At 55.2% G+C, this 16,585-nt stretch carries 20 protein-coding genes and 1 tRNA gene; 2 read left to right on the forward strand and 19 right to left on the reverse strand.

Annotated elements, in window-relative coordinates; genetic code table 11:
- Window positions 1-15: 15 nt before the first annotated feature.
- Genes LINBF2_RS11125 through secA form a run of 3 tightly spaced genes read right to left on the reverse strand, consistent with a single transcriptional unit; the run spans window position 16 to window position 4,885 of the window.
- Complete coding sequence (locus LINBF2_RS11125) at window positions 16-897, reverse strand: ATP-binding protein (RefSeq protein WP_281888916.1); 882 nt, start codon at window positions 895-897, stop codon at window positions 16-18.
- Window positions 897-2,138 carry a bifunctional glutamate N-acetyltransferase/amino-acid acetyltransferase ArgJ gene (argJ, locus tag LINBF2_RS11130; RefSeq protein ID WP_281888918.1) on the reverse strand — a complete coding sequence of 414 codons (1,242 nt, stop codon included), beginning with the start codon at window positions 2,136-2,138 and terminating at the stop codon, window positions 897-899. The genes LINBF2_RS11125 and argJ overlap by 1 nt, the downstream gene beginning before the upstream one ends.
- Window positions 2,139-2,140: 2 nt before the next feature.
- On the reverse strand, window positions 2,141-4,885 hold the full coding sequence (secA, locus tag LINBF2_RS11135; RefSeq protein WP_281888920.1) for a preprotein translocase subunit SecA: 2,745 nt from the start codon (window positions 4,883-4,885) through the stop codon (window positions 2,141-2,143).
- 111 nt (window positions 4,886-4,996) lie between these two features.
- Between secA and LINBF2_RS11140 the strand changes: the two genes are divergently transcribed.
- A complete protein-coding gene (locus tag LINBF2_RS11140; RefSeq protein ID WP_315262216.1) occupies window positions 4,997-5,383 on the forward strand; it encodes a hypothetical protein in 387 nt (128 codons plus the stop codon).
- A gap of 60 nt (window positions 5,384-5,443) precedes the next feature.
- Here the strand turns inward: LINBF2_RS11140 and LINBF2_RS11145 are convergent.
- The 6 genes from LINBF2_RS11145 to petA form a co-directional block, all read right to left on the reverse strand.
- A tRNA-Thr gene (locus LINBF2_RS11145) sits at window positions 5,444-5,519 on the reverse strand.
- 31 nt (window positions 5,520-5,550) lie between these two features.
- Window positions 5,551-6,027 (reverse strand): ClpXP protease specificity-enhancing factor, encoded by a 477-nt coding sequence (locus LINBF2_RS11150; protein ID WP_281891331.1) that lies wholly within the window; start codon window positions 6,025-6,027, stop codon window positions 5,551-5,553.
- A gap of 8 nt (window positions 6,028-6,035) precedes the next feature.
- Window positions 6,036-6,647, reverse strand: a complete 612-nt coding sequence (locus LINBF2_RS11155) for a glutathione S-transferase N-terminal domain-containing protein (RefSeq protein ID WP_104796992.1) — start codon at window positions 6,645-6,647, stop codon at window positions 6,036-6,038.
- Window positions 6,648-6,743: 96 nt separating this feature from the next.
- Window positions 6,744-7,502, reverse strand: a complete 759-nt coding sequence (locus LINBF2_RS11160; RefSeq protein ID WP_104796993.1) for a cytochrome c1 — start codon at window positions 7,500-7,502, stop codon at window positions 6,744-6,746.
- Between the two features lie 20 nt (window positions 7,503-7,522).
- A complete protein-coding gene (locus tag LINBF2_RS11165; protein ID WP_104796994.1) occupies window positions 7,523-8,932 on the reverse strand; it encodes a cytochrome bc complex cytochrome b subunit in 1,410 nt (469 codons plus the stop codon).
- A gap of 11 nt (window positions 8,933-8,943) precedes the next feature.
- Window positions 8,944-9,543: a ubiquinol-cytochrome c reductase iron-sulfur subunit gene (gene petA / locus LINBF2_RS11170; protein ID WP_281888924.1), complete on the reverse strand. Its 600-nt coding sequence runs from the start codon at window positions 9,541-9,543 to the stop codon at window positions 8,944-8,946.
- A gap of 145 nt (window positions 9,544-9,688) precedes the next feature.
- On the opposite strand from petA, the gene mscL reads away from it, so the two are divergent.
- Complete coding sequence (gene mscL / locus LINBF2_RS11175) at window positions 9,689-10,102, forward strand: large conductance mechanosensitive channel protein MscL (RefSeq protein ID WP_281888926.1); 414 nt, start codon at window positions 9,689-9,691, stop codon at window positions 10,100-10,102.
- Between the two features lie 6 nt (window positions 10,103-10,108).
- Here mscL and pdxA read toward each other — a convergent pair whose 3' ends face one another.
- From pdxA to hisF, 10 genes are read right to left on the reverse strand one after another with little or no spacing between them, the layout of a single operon-like run.
- Complete coding sequence (gene pdxA, locus LINBF2_RS11180; RefSeq protein WP_281888928.1) at window positions 10,109-11,164, reverse strand: 4-hydroxythreonine-4-phosphate dehydrogenase PdxA; 1,056 nt, start codon at window positions 11,162-11,164, stop codon at window positions 10,109-10,111.
- On the reverse strand, window positions 11,161-11,928 hold the full coding sequence (locus tag LINBF2_RS11185; protein ID WP_281888930.1) for a Nif3-like dinuclear metal center hexameric protein: 768 nt from the start codon (window positions 11,926-11,928) through the stop codon (window positions 11,161-11,163). Before LINBF2_RS11185 ends, pdxA begins: the two co-directional genes overlap by 4 nt.
- Window positions 11,929-11,938: 10 nt before the next feature.
- Complete coding sequence (locus tag LINBF2_RS11190) at window positions 11,939-13,090, reverse strand: trypsin-like peptidase domain-containing protein (RefSeq protein ID WP_281888932.1); 1,152 nt, start codon at window positions 13,088-13,090, stop codon at window positions 11,939-11,941.
- Window positions 13,091-13,106: 16 nt separating this feature from the next.
- Entirely contained in the window at window positions 13,107-13,877 is a 771-nt protein-coding gene (gene tatC / locus LINBF2_RS11195; RefSeq protein WP_281888934.1) for a twin-arginine translocase subunit TatC, read from the reverse strand.
- Complete coding sequence (gene tatB, locus LINBF2_RS11200; RefSeq protein ID WP_104797000.1) at window positions 13,870-14,343, reverse strand: Sec-independent protein translocase protein TatB; 474 nt, start codon at window positions 14,341-14,343, stop codon at window positions 13,870-13,872. The genes tatC and tatB overlap by 8 nt, the downstream gene beginning before the upstream one ends.
- A gap of 19 nt (window positions 14,344-14,362) precedes the next feature.
- On the reverse strand, window positions 14,363-14,593 hold the full coding sequence (gene tatA, locus LINBF2_RS11205; RefSeq protein WP_104797001.1) for a Sec-independent protein translocase subunit TatA: 231 nt from the start codon (window positions 14,591-14,593) through the stop codon (window positions 14,363-14,365).
- A 33-nt stretch (window positions 14,594-14,626) separates the two neighbouring features.
- Window positions 14,627-14,983, reverse strand: coding sequence for a histidine triad nucleotide-binding protein (locus tag LINBF2_RS11210; protein ID WP_281888937.1), 357 nt, complete (start codon window positions 14,981-14,983; stop codon window positions 14,627-14,629).
- Window positions 14,984-14,990: 7 nt separating this feature from the next.
- Window positions 14,991-15,359, reverse strand: coding sequence for a phosphoribosyl-ATP diphosphatase (locus LINBF2_RS11215; protein ID WP_281888939.1), 369 nt, complete (start codon window positions 15,357-15,359; stop codon window positions 14,991-14,993).
- A 5-nt stretch (window positions 15,360-15,364) separates the two neighbouring features.
- A complete protein-coding gene (gene hisI, locus LINBF2_RS11220) occupies window positions 15,365-15,760 on the reverse strand; it encodes a phosphoribosyl-AMP cyclohydrolase (protein WP_281888941.1) in 396 nt (131 codons plus the stop codon).
- 15 nt (window positions 15,761-15,775) lie between these two features.
- Window positions 15,776-16,576, reverse strand: a complete 801-nt coding sequence (gene hisF / locus LINBF2_RS11225; protein WP_104797003.1) for an imidazole glycerol phosphate synthase subunit HisF — start codon at window positions 16,574-16,576, stop codon at window positions 15,776-15,778.
- Window positions 16,577-16,585 lie beyond the last annotated feature (9 nt).

The following is a 16,585-nucleotide window of genomic DNA, read 5'->3' on the forward strand; positions in this document are numbered from 1 at the left end:
GTTGATGTGCGTGATTTACGCAGCGTGCTTGCCTGCGTAGTCGCGTGCAAACTGATACGCCACACGGCCGCTGCGTGAAGCACGCTCCAAAGCCCACACCAAAGCCTCAGGCTTGGCAGCCTCAATCTCGGCAGGTTTGACACCAAATGAGGCCAACCATTGCGCTGCAATAGTCAGGTACTCGTCTTGGCTGAAGGGATAAAAACTCACCCACAAACCAAAACGCTCGGACAAAGAAATCTTTTCTTCCACGCCTTCGCCCGGATGCACTTCACCATCTTCGGTGTGCGTGTACGTAAGGTTTTCCTTCATGTACTCGGGCAACAAATGGCGACGGTTGCTGGTGGCGTAAATCAACACATTGGGCGTGGCTGCTGCAATCGATCCATCCAAGATCGACTTGAGGGCTTTGTAGCCGGGCTCGCCATCTTCAAAGCTCAAGTCATCGCAAAAGATCATGAACTTTTCAGGACGCTCAGACACCAGCTCAATGATGTCGGGCAAGTCGGTCAGGTCATCTTTGTCGACCTCAATCAGGCGCAAACCTTGTGGGCCGTACTCGTTCAAGCAGGCTTTGATCAGCGATGACTTACCCGTGCCACGCGCGCCAGTGAGCAGCACGTTGTTGGCAGGCAAACCTTTGACAAACTGCTCGGTGTTGCGCTGAATTTTTTCTTTTTGGCCATCGATCTCTTGCAAGTCGGCCAAGCCCAGTTTGGCCACATGGCGCACGGGCTCTAAGCCCCCGCGACCGCTGCTGCGCTTGCGGTAGCGAAAGGCGACACTGGCCGACCAGTCAGGCTCTGCCATGGGTTGCGGCAGCACTTGCTCAATGCGTGCCATCAACAACTCGGCGCGTTGCACCAAGCGTTCAAGGGGGTGGAGTGCGTCTGTCATCAGCTGCGGTAGTCGGCGTTGATGCTGACGTAGTCGTGGCTCAAATCACACGTCCACACGGTGTCGCTGGCAGTGCCACGACCTAAGACCACACGCACGGTGATTTCGGATTGCTTCATCACACGTTGCCCCTCTTCTTCACGGTACTCAGGGTGACGGCCACCTTGAATGGCCACATGCACATCGTCCAAATACAAATCGATGCCAGTTTGGTCGAGGTCGGTGATGCCCGCATAGCCCACCGCCGCCAAGATGCGGCCCAAGTTGGGATCGCTGGCAAAGAAGGCTGTTTTCACCAAAGGTGAATGCGCGATGGCGTAGGCCACTTGACGGCACTCGGCGCTGGTGTTGCCACCTTCCACGCGAATCGTGATGAACTTGGTAGCGCCTTCACCATCGCGCACGATGGCTTGCGCCAGTTGACGCGCCACTTGCAACATGGCTTGCAGCAAGGCTTGGCCTTCTGCGCTTTGCAAACTGGTGATGGGCGCGTGGTTGGCTTTGTTGGTGGCAATGACCACAAACGAGTCGTTGGTTGATGTGTCGCCGTCTACTGTGATGCGGTTGAACGAACCTTCAGCCAAGGCCAACGACAACTCTTTCATTAACACCGGCGCCACGCATGCGTCGCTGGCCACATAGCCCAACATGGTGGCCATGTTGGGGCGAATCATGCCAGCGCCTTTACTGATGCCCGTGACGCTCACTGTTGCGCCGTCAATTTGCACTTGCGTGCTGGCCGCCTTGGGCACGGTGTCGGTGGTCATGATGCCTTCGGCGGCATCGGCCCACTGCTGTGCAGAACCAGTTTTACCTGCCGCTGCAATAGCCGCTGGCATCCCCGCAATGATGCGGTCGTGCGGCAACGGCTCCATGATCACGCCTGTGGAAAACGGCAACACTTGGTTTGGCGAAATATGCAAAGCTTCCGCCAAAGCCACGCAAGTTTCGCGTGCGCGTTTGAGGCCTTCTTCGCCCGTGCCCGCGTTGGCATTGCCCGTGTTCACCACCATGGCACGGATGCCCTGGCCTGAATCCAAATGCTCGCGACACACTTGTACAGGTGCTGCGCAAAAACGGTTTTGCGTGAACACGCCACTGACCGATGCGCCTTCGTCAATCAAGACAACAGTCAAATCTTTGCGGCCAGCTTTGCGAACACCTGCTTGCGTGACACCAATGCGCACGCCTGCAATGGCGTGCAAATCTGCGGGATTGGGAGGAGTGAGATGAACTGACATGTTTAAGCCAACTTACCGTGGCATTGCTTGTATTTCTTACCGCTGCCACATGGGCAGGGATCGTTGCGGCCGACAGGCGGCATTTGCGCCGCAACGGTGGCTTCATCGGCGGTGGTCACCGCTTGGCCTGATTCATCGGGCGCGGTGTAGGTGACGTTGTGTAAATTCTCTGCACGGTCTTCCAATTCAGTCGCAGCTTGTTCGATTTGCTCATTCGATTCAATCTTGACCGTCATCAACACGCGGGTCACTTCGTTCTTAACCAAATCGAGCAACTGACCAAACAACTCAAACGCTTCACGCTTGTACTCTTGCTTGGGTTGCTTCTGCGCATAGCCGCGCAAGTGAATGCCCTGGCGCAAATAATCCAAGGCCGCCAAATGTTCGCGCCAATGGCTGTCGATGTTTTGCAGCAAGACCACGCGCATGAACGGGGTGAATTGCTCAACACCCACGCGGTCAAGCTTGATCTGGAAGGCTGCATGCGCCGCTTCAACCACTTGCTCAAGAATTTCTTCATCCGTGATGGCAGAGGCTTTTTGCACTGTGTCTTGCAATGGCAATTCAATGAGCCACTCGTTCAACAGAGCACGCTCCAAACCAGCAATATCCCACTGCTCTTCTACAGATTCTTCTGGTACGTATTGACGCACCAAGTCTGTGAAGCTACCTTCGCGCAAGTTGGCGATTTGAGCCGTCAAATCAGTCGCATCCAAGATGTCATTGCGCTGTTGGTAAATCACGCGACGTTGGTCGTTGGACACATCGTCGTACTCCAGCAATTGCTTACGGATGTCAAAGTTGCGCGCTTCGACTTTGCGCTGCGCACTCTCGATGCTGCGTGTGACGATGCCCGCTTCAATGGCTTCGCCTTCAGGCATCTTCAAACGATCCATGATGGCTTTGACACGTTCACCGGCAAAGATGCGCATGAGCGAGTCATCCAAGCTCAAGTAAAAACGCGAAGAGCCTGGGTCACCTTGACGGCCTGAACGGCCACGCAATTGGTTGTCAATGCGGCGCGACTCGTGACGCTCGGTCGCGATGATGCGCAAACCACCGAGTGACTTCACGTAGTCGTGGTCTTTGGTCCACTGCACGCGCAAGGCGTCGATTTGCTTTTGCTTCTCAGCAGCATCCAATGACTCATTGGCCTCTACTTCCGCAATGTCCTTCTCAACGTTACCGCCCAACACAATGTCGGTGCCACGACCCGCCATGTTCGTGGCAATTGTGATCATCTTGGCGCGACCTGCTTGCGCAATGATGGTGGCTTCGCTGGCGTGCTGTTTGGCGTTGAGCACTTGGTGAGGCAACTTGGCCTTGTCCAACATCTCTGCAATCAGTTCTGAGTTTTCAATCGAGGTGGTGCCCACCAACACGGGCTGACCGCGCTCGTAGCATTCGCGAATATCGTCAATCGCAGCGACATATTTTTCTGCGGTCGTTTTGTAGACACGGTCCAACTGATCTTCGCGTTTGCTGATGCGGTTGGGTGGAATCACCACGGTTTCCAAACCGTAAATCTCTTGGAACTCGTAGGCTTCGGTATCGGCCGTACCGGTCATGCCACCGAGCTTGTTGTACAAGCGGAAATAGTTTTGGAACGTGATGGAAGCGAGTGTTTGGTTCTCAGCTTGAATCTCCACACCTTCTTTGGCTTCCACCGCTTGGTGCAAGCCATCACTCCAACGACGACCTGACATCAAACGACCAGTGAACTCGTCCACGATGGTGATCTCACCGTTTTGCACCACATAGTGCTGGTCGCGGTGATACAGGTGGTTGGCACGCAGGGCTGCGTACAGGTGATGCATCAAACTGATGTTGGCAGGATCGTACAAGGACGCGCCTTCGGGCAACAAACCATTGGCTGCGAGGATGCGTTCTGCGTTCTCATGGCCCTGCTCGGTCATGAACACTTGGTGCGACTTTTCGTCAACCGTGAAATCACCGGCTTCGATGATGCCTTCGCCTGTGCGTGGATCTTCTTCACCAATTTGGCGCTTCAACGATGGCACGATGCGGTTGATAGCCAAGTACTGTGCGGTGTGGTCTTCGGCTTGACCACTGATGATGAGTGGCGTGCGTGCCTCATCAATCAAGATGGAGTCCACCTCGTCCACGATGGCGTAGTTGAGTTTGCGTTGCACACGGTCTGCCGCTTCGTAGACCATGTTGTCACGCAAGTAGTCAAAGCCGTATTCGTTGTTTGTGCCGTAGGTGATGTCGGCACGGTAGGCGGCTTGTTTTTCAGCGCGGGGCATATTGGGCAAGTTGATGCCCACAGACAAACCGAGCCAGTTGTACAAGCGGGCCATCCACTTCGCATCGCGGCTGGCCAAGTAATCGTTCACCGTCACCACATGCACACCGTTACCAGTGAGGGCATTGAGGTACACCGGCAATGTAGCAGTGAGGGTTTTACCTTCACCGGTGCGCATTTCAGAAATCTTGCCATGGTGCAAAGAAATACCGCCCAGCATCTGTACATCGAAGTGGCGCATTTTCATGACTCGCTTCGATGCCTCACGCACTACAGCGTAAGCTTCGGGCAACAGGGCATCTAAGTTTTCACCATTAGATACGCGTGATTTGAATTCATCGGTTTTGGCACGCAACGCCTCGTCGCTGAGCTTCTCCAACAAAGGCTCTAACGCATTAATTTGCGCGACGGTTTTACGGTATTGCTTGAGTAGACGCTCATTGCGGCTACCGAAAATATGAGTCAGGAAAGATAGAGCCATGCGCGCACTGCGAGGGTCTTGTCTTCACATGAAAACAAGGGTCGCTAAATCCTTTTGAAAGGCTTGTTAGAAGCTGCGAATTTTAACCGTCTGCAGCCTCATAATTGCCCTATGGCCACCCGTTCTACGCCTCATCCTGACACTCTTGCTGCATATCGTGCGCTGGGTTACAGCACGCCCCCCAAAGCCAAGGTGTTTTCACGTGGCAAATCTCAAACGTTAGAGCAAGTGGTGAACTCTGCGCCGTCTTTGGCCCATTTTTCAGCTGTTGCACGAGACACCCAAAACAGACTCAAAGCCATTGCCCCACTGCTGCCCGCCTCGCTACGGCCATTGGTGCAATCGGGCGGCGTGGATGACGATGCTTGGTGCTTGCTGGTGCCCAATAGCGCCGCAGCCGCTAAACTACGCCAAACATTGCCTGCTTTGTGCGCCCATTTGCGGACCAAGGGCTGGAATGTGAACAGCATTCGCGTCAAAGTCAAATCACCTAGTTAAATCGCAAAGTGATACGGCAAAGAAAAACCCGCTACGCCTAGGGCGTAACGGGTTTTATTTTGGTGCCGCTTGTCGGAATCGAACTGACGACCTACCGCTTACAAGGCGGGTGCTCTACCAACTGAGCTAAAGCGGCGCAGGCAGAATTCTAACCTAACTTTGACGCGTTATTTCACGCGCGTGAGTGCTGGACGACCCGAAGGTGTTGTCGGCGTAGGCGACTCATCATCTGAACCACTTTCTGTGTGCAATGTTTCAACAGCACTCAACACTGGACGAGCAGGCGCTGATTTCTTTTGTACGGGCACGACTTCAGCAGAGGCTGCACTCATGGGGAAAGACATGCCTTGCCCGTTCTCGCGCGCATAAATCGCCATCACACGGTTGATTGGGATGATGAGTTCACGCGGCACGCCACCAAAGCGGGCTTTGAATTCGATGAACTCATTGCCCAGTGTCATGCCCGCCGTGGCGTCATAGCCCACGTTCAACACAATCTCGCCGTTCTTCACGTACTCCATGGGCACCTGCACTGTCTCGTCAACGAAGACAGCCACATAAGGTGTGAAACCACTGTCCGTGCACCACTCGTGCATAGCACGCAGCAGATACGGACGAGTGGAGGTTGCGTCTGGAGCGTTCAACATACGAATTACTTGCGCATGACCTTTTCAGAAGGCGTCAATGCCTCGATGTAGGCTGGGCGCGAGAAGATGCGCTCGGCGTACTTGAGCAACGGTGCAGCGTTCTTCGACAAGTCAATGCCGTAGTGATCCAAGCGCCACAACAAAGGTGCAATGGCCACGTCGAGCATGGAGAAGTTTTCACCCAACATGTACTTGTTCTTCAAGAAGACGGGGGCCAACTGTGTCAAACGGTCACGGATGTGAGCACGTGATTTCTCCAGCGCTTTGTCATTGGCTTTGGCTGCGCGAGACTCCAAGGTGGTCACGTGCGTGAACAACTCTTTTTCGAAGTTCAACAAGAACAAACGCACGCGAGCGCGTTCGACAGGGTCGCCGGGCATCAGCTGTGGATGTGGGAAACGTTCGTCGATGTATTCGTTGATGATGTTTGATTCATACAAAATCAAATCGCGCTCAACCAAGATTGGCACTTGACCGTATGGGTTCATCACATTGATGTCTTCGGGCTTGTTGTAAAGATCAACATCGCGAATTTCAAAGTCCATGCCTTTTTCGAACAAGACAAAACGGCAGCGATGTGAGTAGGGACACGTAGTTCCCGAATAAAGCACCATCATGATGGGCGGCTCCTAAAAATCAAAAAGAGTGGCAGGCTAACCTGTCACTCCGTGAGGTGACAACAGGCACAAGGCCTGTTGCCGAATTTGCGCAAATTACTTGATGTCTTTCCAGAAGGAAGCATTCAAGCGCCATGCGATGAACATGAAACCAACCAAGAACAACAACACCCAAACGCCAATGCGAACGCGTGTGTTTTGAGCTGGCTCGGCCATCCATTGCAAGTAACCCACGAGGTCACCCATGGCTTGGTCGTATTCCAACGCAGTCATCTTGCCTGGGGTCACTTGTTCCCAACCCTTGAAGGTTTGGACTTGGTGGCCATGCTCTTCATGCGTGTCATAAATGGGACGACGCACGCCTTGCAATTCCCACAACACATGAGGCATGCCCACGTTAGGGAACACCAAGTTGTTCCAACCTGTGGCTTTGGTTTCGTCACGGTAGAACGTGCGCATGTAGGTGTAGAGGTAATCCGCACCTGTACCGCCGTGGCCAGCACGTGAACGTGCAATCACGGTCAAGTCTGGTGGCAACGCGCCAAACCACTCTTTGGCCTGCTTAGGATCAATGTTTGACTTCATGGTGTCGCCGACTTTTTCAGTCGTGAACAACAAGTTGTCTTTGATCTGCTGCTCTGTCAAACCGATGTCTTTCAATCGGTTGTAGCGCATGAAGGCTGCCGAGTGGCAATTCAAGCAGTGGTTGACAAAAATCTTGGCGCCGTTTTGCAAAGCAGCCAGATCGTTGGTTTTGTTAGGCGCTTTGTCCCATGCGATGGTGTCGCCGCCAGACGCTTGCGCGCCAGCCGCCACACCGAGGGCCAATGCCAAGCTGAGAATGATTTTTTTCATGGTTATGTACTCCGTGAATCTCAGTGAGGCGTGAAAGTCACGCGGTCAGGCACTGGCTTGGTGGCACCCATTTGACTCCACATCGGCATCAACAAAAAGAAGCCGAAATAGAACAAGGTACCAGCTTGCGACACGCGCTCGCCAATGGCGGATGGCGGTTGCACACCCAAATAAGCCAACACGATGAAGTTCACAACGAACACACCGTACATGTACTTGTGCCAATCAGGACGGTAGCGGATCGATTTCACGGCACAGTTATCCAACCATGGCAAGAAGAACAAGATCACGACAGCACCGCCCATCACAACCACGCCCCAGAATTTGGCGTCGATGGAGAGCATGAGCAAGGACACGAACACAGCCGCGCCCACCACACCCGCTTTGATCACTTTAGGCAAGTTGGTTTTGGCGGCACCGAAGTAGGCACCGGCCAACACGCAAGCGATCAAGACGTACATCATTTCGCTGGTGATCGCACGTAACATCGAATAGAAGGGCGTGAAGTACCACACTGGCGCAATGTGCAACGGTGTCTTCAAAGGATCTGCAGGAATGAAGTTGTTGTATTCGAGGAAGTAACCACCGAATTCAGGTGCGAAGAAGATCACAGCGCTGAACACCAACAAGAAGCCGCTCACGCCCAAGATGTCATGCACGGTGTAGTAAGGGTGGAAAGGCACGCCATCGAGTGGATGACCGTTGGCATCTTTCGGTGCATTCGGGCCTTTGATTTCTACACCGTCAGGGTTGTTAGAGCCCACTTCGTGCAACGCGATGATGTGTGCGACCACCAAGCCCAACAGGACAAGTGGCACAGCGATAACGTGGAAGCTGAAGAAACGGTTCAAGGTGGCATCGCCCACCACGTAGTCACCACGAATCAGCAAAGCCAAGTCGGGGCCCACGAAAGGCACAGCAGCAAACAAGTTCACGATCACTTGTGCGCCCCAATAGGACATTTGTCCCCAAGGCAACAAGTAACCCATGAAAGCCTCAGCCATCAAGCACAAGAAAATGGCGCAGCCAAACACCCACACCAACTCACGTGGCTTGCGGTATGAACCGTAGATCAAGCCGCGGTACATGTGCATGTAAACCACAATGAAGAACGCAGAAGCACCCGTGGAATGCATGTAACGAATCAACCAGCCCCATGGCACATCACGCATGATGTATTCAACAGAGCCAAAAGCCAAAGCGGCATCTGGCTTGTAATGCATGACCAAGAAGATACCCGTCACGATTTGGATCACCAACACCAGCAGTGCCAATGAGCCGAAAAAGTAGAAAAAGTTGAAGTTCTTGGGAGCGTAGTACTCAGAGAGATGCTCTTTGTACATTTTTGAAGCTGGGAAGCGGTTATCGACCCAGTTCAACAATTTAGCGCCAGCGCTGGCGTCTGCAGAGATTTCTTTAAATTCAGCCATGGTGTGTCCTATCAGGCTTTCTTGTCTTCACCGATCAACAACTTTGTGTCGGAGAGGTACATGTGTGGCGGGACTTCGAGATTGTCTGGTGCAGGCTTGTTTTTGAACACGCGACCAGCAATATCAAACGTTGAACCGTGGCAAGGGCACAAGAAGCCACCATTCCAATCATCGGGCAACGAAGGTTGTGCGCCGGGTTGGAACTTGTCCGAAGGCGAGCAACCCAAATGGGTGCAAATGCCAACAGCGACAAAAATTTCTGGCTTAATCGAGCGAGCTTGGTTACGTGCGTATACGGGCGTGAACTCACTTGGCTTGCGTTCCGATTTGGGATCAGCCAATTGAGACTCTGTCTTGTTCAAAGATTCGAGCTGTTCAGGCGTACGTTTAACGATCCAAACGGGCTTACCGCGCCATTCAACCGTCATTTTCTCGCCTGGCTTGAGTGCAGAGATGTCGACTTCGACAGCGGCGCCTGCAGCTTTTGCTTTTTCAGAGGGCTGGAACGTGCTGACGAACGGCGTAGCAACTGCTAAGCCTCCGACTGCACCTGCGCAAGTCGAGGCAATCAGCCACGTGCGTTTATTGGTGTCTACTGGGTTGTCACTCATGGAATTCCTCAAACAATCATCACTGGTTGGGCTAACCATTCATTGTAGCTGACCGCCAAGACTGCCTATTTTTACGAATTGCTTTCACTGAAAGGCAAGGGTAAGCCAGTCATAATTCGAATACTTTTATATACAAAGGAGCGATATGTTGAAAGAGTTCAAAGCGTTTGCCGTCAAAGGCAATGTCATCGATTTAGCAGTGGGCGTGATCATCGGCGCCGCTTTCGGAAAAATAGTCGATTCAGCTGTCAATGACCTGATCATGCCCATCGTGGCGGCATTCATTGGCCATCTCGATTTTTCTAATTTCTTCCTCGTCTTGGGTGCAGCACCTGATGGCACTGCCATGACGCTGGATGCCATGAAGAAAGCTGGCGTGCCTGTGTTTGCCTACGGCAACTTCATCACTGTGGCTGTGAACTTCGTGATTTTGGCGTTCATCATTTTCTTGATGATCAAACAGATCAACAAGCTTAAAGACAGCACAGAGCCTGAAGCAGCCGCCCCCAAAGAAGAAGTGCTGTTGCTGCGCGATATCCGCGACAGCCTGAAAAAGTAAGCTGCTTTAATGGTGGCACATGGCCCGCGCCATCGCCACGGCTGACAACAAGCTAGACGCATCGGCCTTGGCTGTACCGGCCACATCAAAGGCCGTGCCGTGGTCCGGGCTGGTACGCACAAGGGGCAAACCCAGCGTCACGTTGACACCCTGCTCTACGCCGAGGTACTTCACGGGAATCAAGCCTTGGTCGTGGTACATCGCAATCACCACATCAAACTCACCCGCTTTGCCGTTCTTGGCGCGTGCGCGCATGAACACGGTGTCTGGCGCGAACGGCCCGCTCACTTGCATACCCTCAGCCCGCGCTTGCTGCAAGGCGGGAATGATGATGTCCAGCTCTTCGCAACCCATCAAGCCCCCCTCGCCCGCATGTGGGTTCAAGCCGGCCACTGCCATGTGCGGTGCACGTCCTGTCGCGACCAACTCTGCCGCGTGAGTGATGCGCAGGGTTTGCAAAATGTTGTCCACCGTCACCGCATCGATGGCTTTGCGCAGCGACACATGGATGCTGACCAACACGGTTTTAAGTTCGGGGTTGGCCAACATCATGCGCACGGGCATGTCGTCCACCTCCACGCCTGCGTGAGCTGCGGCACACGCTTGCAGCATTTCGGTGTGGCCTGGAAACGGCACACCCGCTGCAAACAAAGCCTCTTTGTGCAAAGGCGCAGTGACCACCGCTGACACCTCGCCGCGCAGGGCGGCATTGGCAGCCCACACCACGCAGTCGGAAGCAAGCTTGCCAGCCGTAGCGCTGATTTGCCCCCATACGGGAAGTTGCTCAGTGGTCAAAAGTTGCGTCACTTGCAACACAGGAATGGTGAATGGCGCTTTGACTTGCTCTGCTTCGTGTAAATCACGCACCCGCTGAATCTGCATGTGCGGCGCGTGATAGTCACACTGAGCCACCAGCAATGCCGCGCGTTGCATCACCGCCAAATCGCCCACCACCACGCAGCCTTGCAGCTGCTCGGGCGCATCACGAAATGCTTTGACGATGATTTCTGGGCCAATGCCCGCCGCATCGCCCTGCGTGATGACCATGGGTTTGAATGTCATGCGGGGTTATCAATCTCGATGAACTGGTGCGTGATGCCCAGTTGCGCGGCTACGTACGCCGCCGCCGCAGGTGCACCATAGCGCTCGGTGGCGTGATGGCCGCAGGCCAAAAACGCCACGCCAGTTTCGCGAGCCAAGTGTGCTTGTGGCTCTGAAATTTCGCCAGTGATGAACGCATCCACACCTGCCGCAATGGCCGCCTCGAAGTAGCTTTGCGCACCACCCGTGCACCACGCTACTTTGCGAATTTCGCGGGCGAGCGTTTGCACCACCACGGGCTCGCGTTGCAAGGCAGTAGACGCCACGGATGCCAAAGCCTGCGCATTCGCAAACACTTGGCCATCGGCACGCGTACCCCACAGCCCTAAATCTTGCTCACCAAACGTGCCTTGCACTTGCAAGCCCAAACGCTTGCCCAGTTGCGCGTTGTTGCCCAACTCGGGGTGCGCGTCCAGCGGCAAGTGGTAGGCCAGCAAATTGATGTTGTGCGCCAACAGCAACTGCAAGCGTTGCTTCATCCAGCCCGTCACCGTGCCGTCTTGGCCGCGCCAGAATAAACCGTGGTGCACAAAGATGGCGTCGGCCTTGGCGTCAATCGCGGCTTCAATCAATGCGCGGCTGGCGGTCACGCCAGACACGATGTGGCGAATGTGTTCTGCACCTTCCACCTGCAAGCCGTTAGGCCCGTAGTCTTTGAAACGTGCGGGTTGCAACAGCTCGGTGCAGGCACTCAGCAAGGCTTGGCGGGTGACGGTGTGGCTCATCGTGGCGGCCTTACTTTTGAAGTTTGGGTTTGGGGCGCTGAGCGGGCGTCACGTCTAGCGTGAGGGTTTGGTTGCGGCGCATCACCTCTAGCTTTGCAAGCTTACCTGGTGTGAGTGAAGCGATCTGCGTCAACAACTCGCCCACGTTTTTCACAGGCTGGCCCGCCACTTTCCGCAGCAAATCGCCGGGGCGCAAACCGGCATTCGCCGCTGGCCCGTTTTGCAACACGCCCGTGACGATGACGCCTTCGGACTGCTTGGGCAAACCAAATGTCTCGGCCAATTCAGCCGTGAGCTCCATCGGCTCAATGCCCACCCAACCGCGTACCACTTGGCCATCGCGTACGATGCCTTCCAGCACTTGGCGTGCGGTCGACACAGGAATGGCAAAGCCAATACCCATGCTTCCGCCCGAGCGAGAAAAGATTGCCGTGTTGATGCCAATCAGGTTGCCATTGACATCCACCAATGCGCCGCCCGAGTTGCCGGGGTTAATGGCCGCATCGGTTTGGATGAAGTTCTCAAAGGTGTTGATGCCCAGCTGGTTGCGGCCCAAGGCGGACACGATACCGCTGGTTACCGTTTGGCCCACGCCAAATGGATTGCCAATGGCCAACACTCGGTCACCCACTTGGGCGGTGTCTGAGTTGCCCAGCGTGATGACGGGTAAGCGCTCAAGGTCGATGCGCAAAATGGCGAGGTCGGTATCGGGGTCAGCGCCAATGACTTGCGCAATCGCGCGGCGGCTGTCGCTGAGCGTGACTTGAATTTCTGCCGCACCTTCAATCACATGGTTGTTGGTGAGGATGTAGCCCTCGGGGCTAACGATGACGCCGCTGCCTAGGCCTTGCTGCGGTGCTTCGTCTTCACGGTCGCCGTAAAAGAAGCGAAACCACGGGTCATTTTGCAGGGGGTTTGCGGGGGCATTGACTTGCGTGGTGGCAATGCTCACCACGGCGGGCGACGCCAGTTTGGCGGCGGGGCTATAGCTGCCGGGCATGGGCGCGCCGGATGTGTTGGGCGCTGCCTCAATCAACGTCACGCCGTTGGTGGCGACTGATGCACGCTGATGGATCCACTCCGGCTTTAAGGTCATCACCACAAACCAAATGGCCACCAACACGGTGACCACTTGAGAGAACAACAACCATTGACGTTTCATGGTGTGTTTGCGCTACTTATTGCGCGTCAGGCGCTTGGGTGTGTTTGATGAAGAGTTGCGCCGCCCAAATGCCGATCTCGTACAAGATGCACATGGGAATAGCCAGCGCCAGCTGGGACACCACATCAGGCGGCGTCACGATGGCCGCAATGATGAAGGCCAACACAATGAAGTACGAGCGGAAGTCTTTGAGTTTCTCGATGGTCACCACATTCATGCGGGCCAACACAATCACCACGATGGGCACTTCAAACGCCAAACCAAAGGCGATGAACATGCTGATGACAAAGCTCAAATAAGCCTCGATGTCAGGTGCAGCCGTGATGCTTTTGGGCGCAAAACTTTGAATGAACTTGAACACTTGACCGAACACGAAGAAGTAGCAAAACGCCACACCAATCATGAACAGCACGGTACTAGACACCACCAAAGGCATGACCAGTTTCTTCTCGTGCGAGTACAAGCCTGGCGCGACAAACGCCCACATTTGATACAGCACCACAGGCAGCGCCAGCAAGAACGCTGTCATCAGCAAAATCTTGAGCGGTACCAAAAATGGGGAGATCACAGACGTGGCGATCAGCGTTGCGCCTGCAGGCAACTGCGCCACCAAGGGTGCGGCCAACAAGTCATACAACTCAGCAGGGCCGGGGTAAATGGCCAGCGCAGCGCCGGCCACCATCACGGCAATGGTGGCCTTGACCAAGCGGTCACGCAGCTCGATCAAATGCTGCACAAACGGCTGCTCGGTGCCAGCCAATTCGTCTTTTGAGGGGGTATCAGACATGTTCAGAACGCTTCACAGGGCGAAAACGCGCCACACGGGCAGCGCCAGATTGCGCCTTGGTGCGCACACCTTGACGGGCTTTGTACCAATGCGGCGTTGAGCCGCGCTTGAGACGCCATTTTTTGCCTGGATTTTCATAAGTCGGTGGCGGTGGGGCCAGCGGCTCGTAATGGTCAGACGACAAACCAGCCGTGGTCTCGGCCCAGTCTTTTTCAAAGTCGCTGCTGGCGGTGTGCACCGATTGCTCCACATCGCGGGCGGCAGACTCCATCGTCTCTTTCATCTTCTTGAGCTCGTCGAGCTCCATCGTGCGATTGACCTCGGCTTTCACATCCGAGACATAGCGTTTGGCTTTGCCAATCATCGTGCCAATGGTGCGGGCAACGCCCGGCAACTTTTCTGGCCCGATGACCACCAAGGCCACCGCACTGACTACCGCAATTTTGGAGAAATCAAGATCAAACAAGGCGAGCGATCATCAGCAATTAAGACTTGTTTTTGACTTCAACGTCAATGGTGTTTTTGTCAGCAGACACAGCGGCAGCAGGTGCAGCTGCTTTGTCGTCGGCAGGTGCGCTGCCATCTTTCATGCCGTCTTTGAAGCCTTTGACCGCACCGCCCAAATCGCCGCCGAGGTTGCGCAGCTTCTTGGTGCCGAACACCATGATGACGATCAACAAGACGATCAGCCAATGCCAAATAGAAAACGAACCCATGTGGAACTCCTAAATTATTTAAGTCAATTCTAATCAGCCGCGCAGCCAAGGGCGTGGACCACCCATGACATGCCAGTGCATGTGGTGGACTTCTTGGCCACCCTCAGCCCCAGTATTGGTCACGATGCGAAAGCCCCCTTCTGGGTAAGGTCTTGCGCCCTCTTGAAAAGCCAGCTTAGGGGCCAGCAACATCATGCGACCCAACAAGCCCTCGTGCTCAGGCGTGGCGTGCGCCACCGAGAGAATGTGCTGCTTGGGGATGATCAAAAAGTGAACTGGGGCCCAAGGGTTGATGTCGTGGAACGCGAAAATTTCGTCGTCCTCGTACACCTTGCGTGAGGGGATCTTGCCCGCGATGATTTTGCAAAAAATGCAGTTGTCGTCTGTCATGCTGCCCTCACTCGCCTGCGGCTTCGCGCGCTTGCGCTTTGCGCAACGCTTTTTCTTCCAAGCCGCTCAGGCCTTCGCGGCGCGCCAGCTCTTCAACGACATCAGAGGGCTTCAAGCCATAGTGCGCCAAAGCAATCATGCTGTGGAACCACAGATCGGCCACTTCGTACACCAGCTTAGAGGCGTCACCGCCGTGGTCCACATCTTTGGCGGCCATCACGGTCTCGGTGGCTTCTTCGCCAATCTTCTTCAAAAAGGCGTCTGGGCCTTTGTGCAGCAAGCGCGAGACGTAGCTCTTCTCGGGGTCGCCACCGTTGGCGGGCTTGCGGCTTTCAATCACGTCGGCCAGACGTTGCAGGGTATCGTTTGAACTCATGGTGTTCACTTGTAAATAGATTCGGGGTCTTTCAACACAGGCTCGCAAGCGTGCCACGCTTCACCTTCAAGGCGCTGGTAGAAGCAGCTGTGCCGCCCAGTATGGCAGGCAATGCCGGGCTCGTGCCCTTCTTGCGTCACCTTGAGCAACACCACGTCGTTGTCGCAGTCGATGCGAATGTCATGCACCGTTTGCACATGACCCGACTCTTCGCCCTTGAACCACAGCTTGTTGCGTGAGCGGCTGAAATACACCGCACGCTTGAGCTCAGCCGTTTTTTGCAGCGCCTCGCGGTTCATCCACGCAAACATCAGCACGTCGCCGCTGTCTTTTTCTTGGGCGATCACGGGTACTAGCCCCTTGTCGTCCCATTTGATGGCGTCTAGCCAGTTGTTACTCATGGTCGTCTCGCTGGTTTACAAACGCACGGGAATGCCGCGCTCCCGCATCCGCTCTTTCGCCTGCTGCACGGTGTATTCGCCGTAGTGGAAGATGCTCGCAGCCAGCACAGCGTCAGCGCCGCCTTGTTGCACGCCGTCGGCCAAGTGGTCTAGGTTGCCCACGCCGCCTGAAGCAATGACGGGCACGGGCACGATGTCGGACACAGCTCGGGTGAGTGATAAGTCAAAGCCGCTTTTTGTGCCGTCGCGGTCCATGCTGGTGAGCAAGATTTCGCCTGCGCCGTAGTCGGCCATTTGTTTGGCCCACGCCACGGCATCCAGCCCCACGTTTTTGCGGCCACCGTGGCTGAACACATCCCAGCCGGGGCCGACGGGCAAGCCGTTTGCGCCCGCGCGTTGTTCGTCTTCTGCGGTGCGGCGTTTGGCGTCGATGGCCACCACGATGCACTGCGCACCGTATTTGGCCGAGGCGTCGCGAATGACTTGCGGGTTGGCAATGGCGGCTGAGTTAAAGCTCACTTTGTCAGCGCCTGCGTTGAGCATGCGGCGCACGTCGTCGACGGTGCGCACACCACCGCCCACGGTGAGGGGGATGAACACTTGGCTGGCCACGGCTTCGATGATGTGAAGAATCACATCGCGTGCGTCACTGGTGGCGGTGATGTCCAAGAAGGTGAGCTCGTCTGCACCTTGGTCGTTGTAGCGTGCCGCGATTTCAACAGGGTCGCCTGCATCGCGCAGCTCGACAAAGTTGACGCCTTTGACGACGCGACCGCCGGTCACGTCGAGGCAAGGAATGATGCGCTTAGCAAGCATAGAGGTCCA

It is taken from the genome of Limnohabitans sp. TEGF004, assembly GCF_027924965.1.
GTDB lineage: Bacteria > Pseudomonadota > Gammaproteobacteria > Burkholderiales > Burkholderiaceae_C > Limnohabitans.

Bases quoted from the DNA above. Each gene is read 5' to 3' on its own strand.
- LINBF2_RS11125 (WP_281888916.1), bottom strand. From the start codon at position 897: ATGACAGACGCACTCCACCCCCTTGAACGCTTGGTGCAACGCGCCGAG.
- argJ (WP_281888918.1), bottom strand. From the start codon at position 2,138: ATGTCAGTTCATCTCACTCCTCCCAATCCCGCAGATTTGCACGCCATT.
- secA (WP_281888920.1), bottom strand. From the start codon at position 4,885: ATGGCTCTATCTTTCCTGACTCATATTTTCGGTAGCCGCAATGAGCGT.
- LINBF2_RS11140 (WP_315262216.1), top strand. From the start codon at position 4,997: ATGGCCACCCGTTCTACGCCTCATCCTGACACTCTTGCTGCATATCGT.
- LINBF2_RS11155 (WP_104796992.1), bottom strand. From the start codon at position 6,647: ATGATGGTGCTTTATTCGGGAACTACGTGTCCCTACTCACATCGCTGC.
- LINBF2_RS11160 (WP_104796993.1), bottom strand. From the start codon at position 7,502: ATGAAAAAAATCATTCTCAGCTTGGCATTGGCCCTCGGTGTGGCGGCT.
- LINBF2_RS11165 (WP_104796994.1), bottom strand. From the start codon at position 8,932: ATGGCTGAATTTAAAGAAATCTCTGCAGACGCCAGCGCTGGCGCTAAA.
- petA (WP_281888924.1), bottom strand. From the start codon at position 9,543: ATGAGTGACAACCCAGTAGACACCAATAAACGCACGTGGCTGATTGCC.
- mscL (WP_281888926.1), top strand. From the start codon at position 9,689: ATGTTGAAAGAGTTCAAAGCGTTTGCCGTCAAAGGCAATGTCATCGAT.
- pdxA (WP_281888928.1), bottom strand. From the start codon at position 11,164: ATGACATTCAAACCCATGGTCATCACGCAGGGCGATGCGGCGGGCATT.
- LINBF2_RS11185 (WP_281888930.1), bottom strand. From the start codon at position 11,928: ATGAGCCACACCGTCACCCGCCAAGCCTTGCTGAGTGCCTGCACCGAG.
- LINBF2_RS11190 (WP_281888932.1), bottom strand. From the start codon at position 13,090: ATGAAACGTCAATGGTTGTTGTTCTCTCAAGTGGTCACCGTGTTGGTG.
- tatC (WP_281888934.1), bottom strand. From the start codon at position 13,877: ATGTCTGATACCCCCTCAAAAGACGAATTGGCTGGCACCGAGCAGCCG.
- tatA (WP_104797001.1), bottom strand. From the start codon at position 14,593: ATGGGTTCGTTTTCTATTTGGCATTGGCTGATCGTCTTGTTGATCGTC.
- LINBF2_RS11210 (WP_281888937.1), bottom strand. From the start codon at position 14,983: ATGACAGACGACAACTGCATTTTTTGCAAAATCATCGCGGGCAAGATC.
- LINBF2_RS11215 (WP_281888939.1), bottom strand. From the start codon at position 15,359: ATGAGTTCAAACGATACCCTGCAACGTCTGGCCGACGTGATTGAAAGC.
- hisI (WP_281888941.1), bottom strand. From the start codon at position 15,760: ATGAGTAACAACTGGCTAGACGCCATCAAATGGGACGACAAGGGGCTA.
- hisF (WP_104797003.1), bottom strand. From the start codon at position 16,576: ATGCTTGCTAAGCGCATCATTCCTTGCCTCGACGTGACCGGCGGTCGC.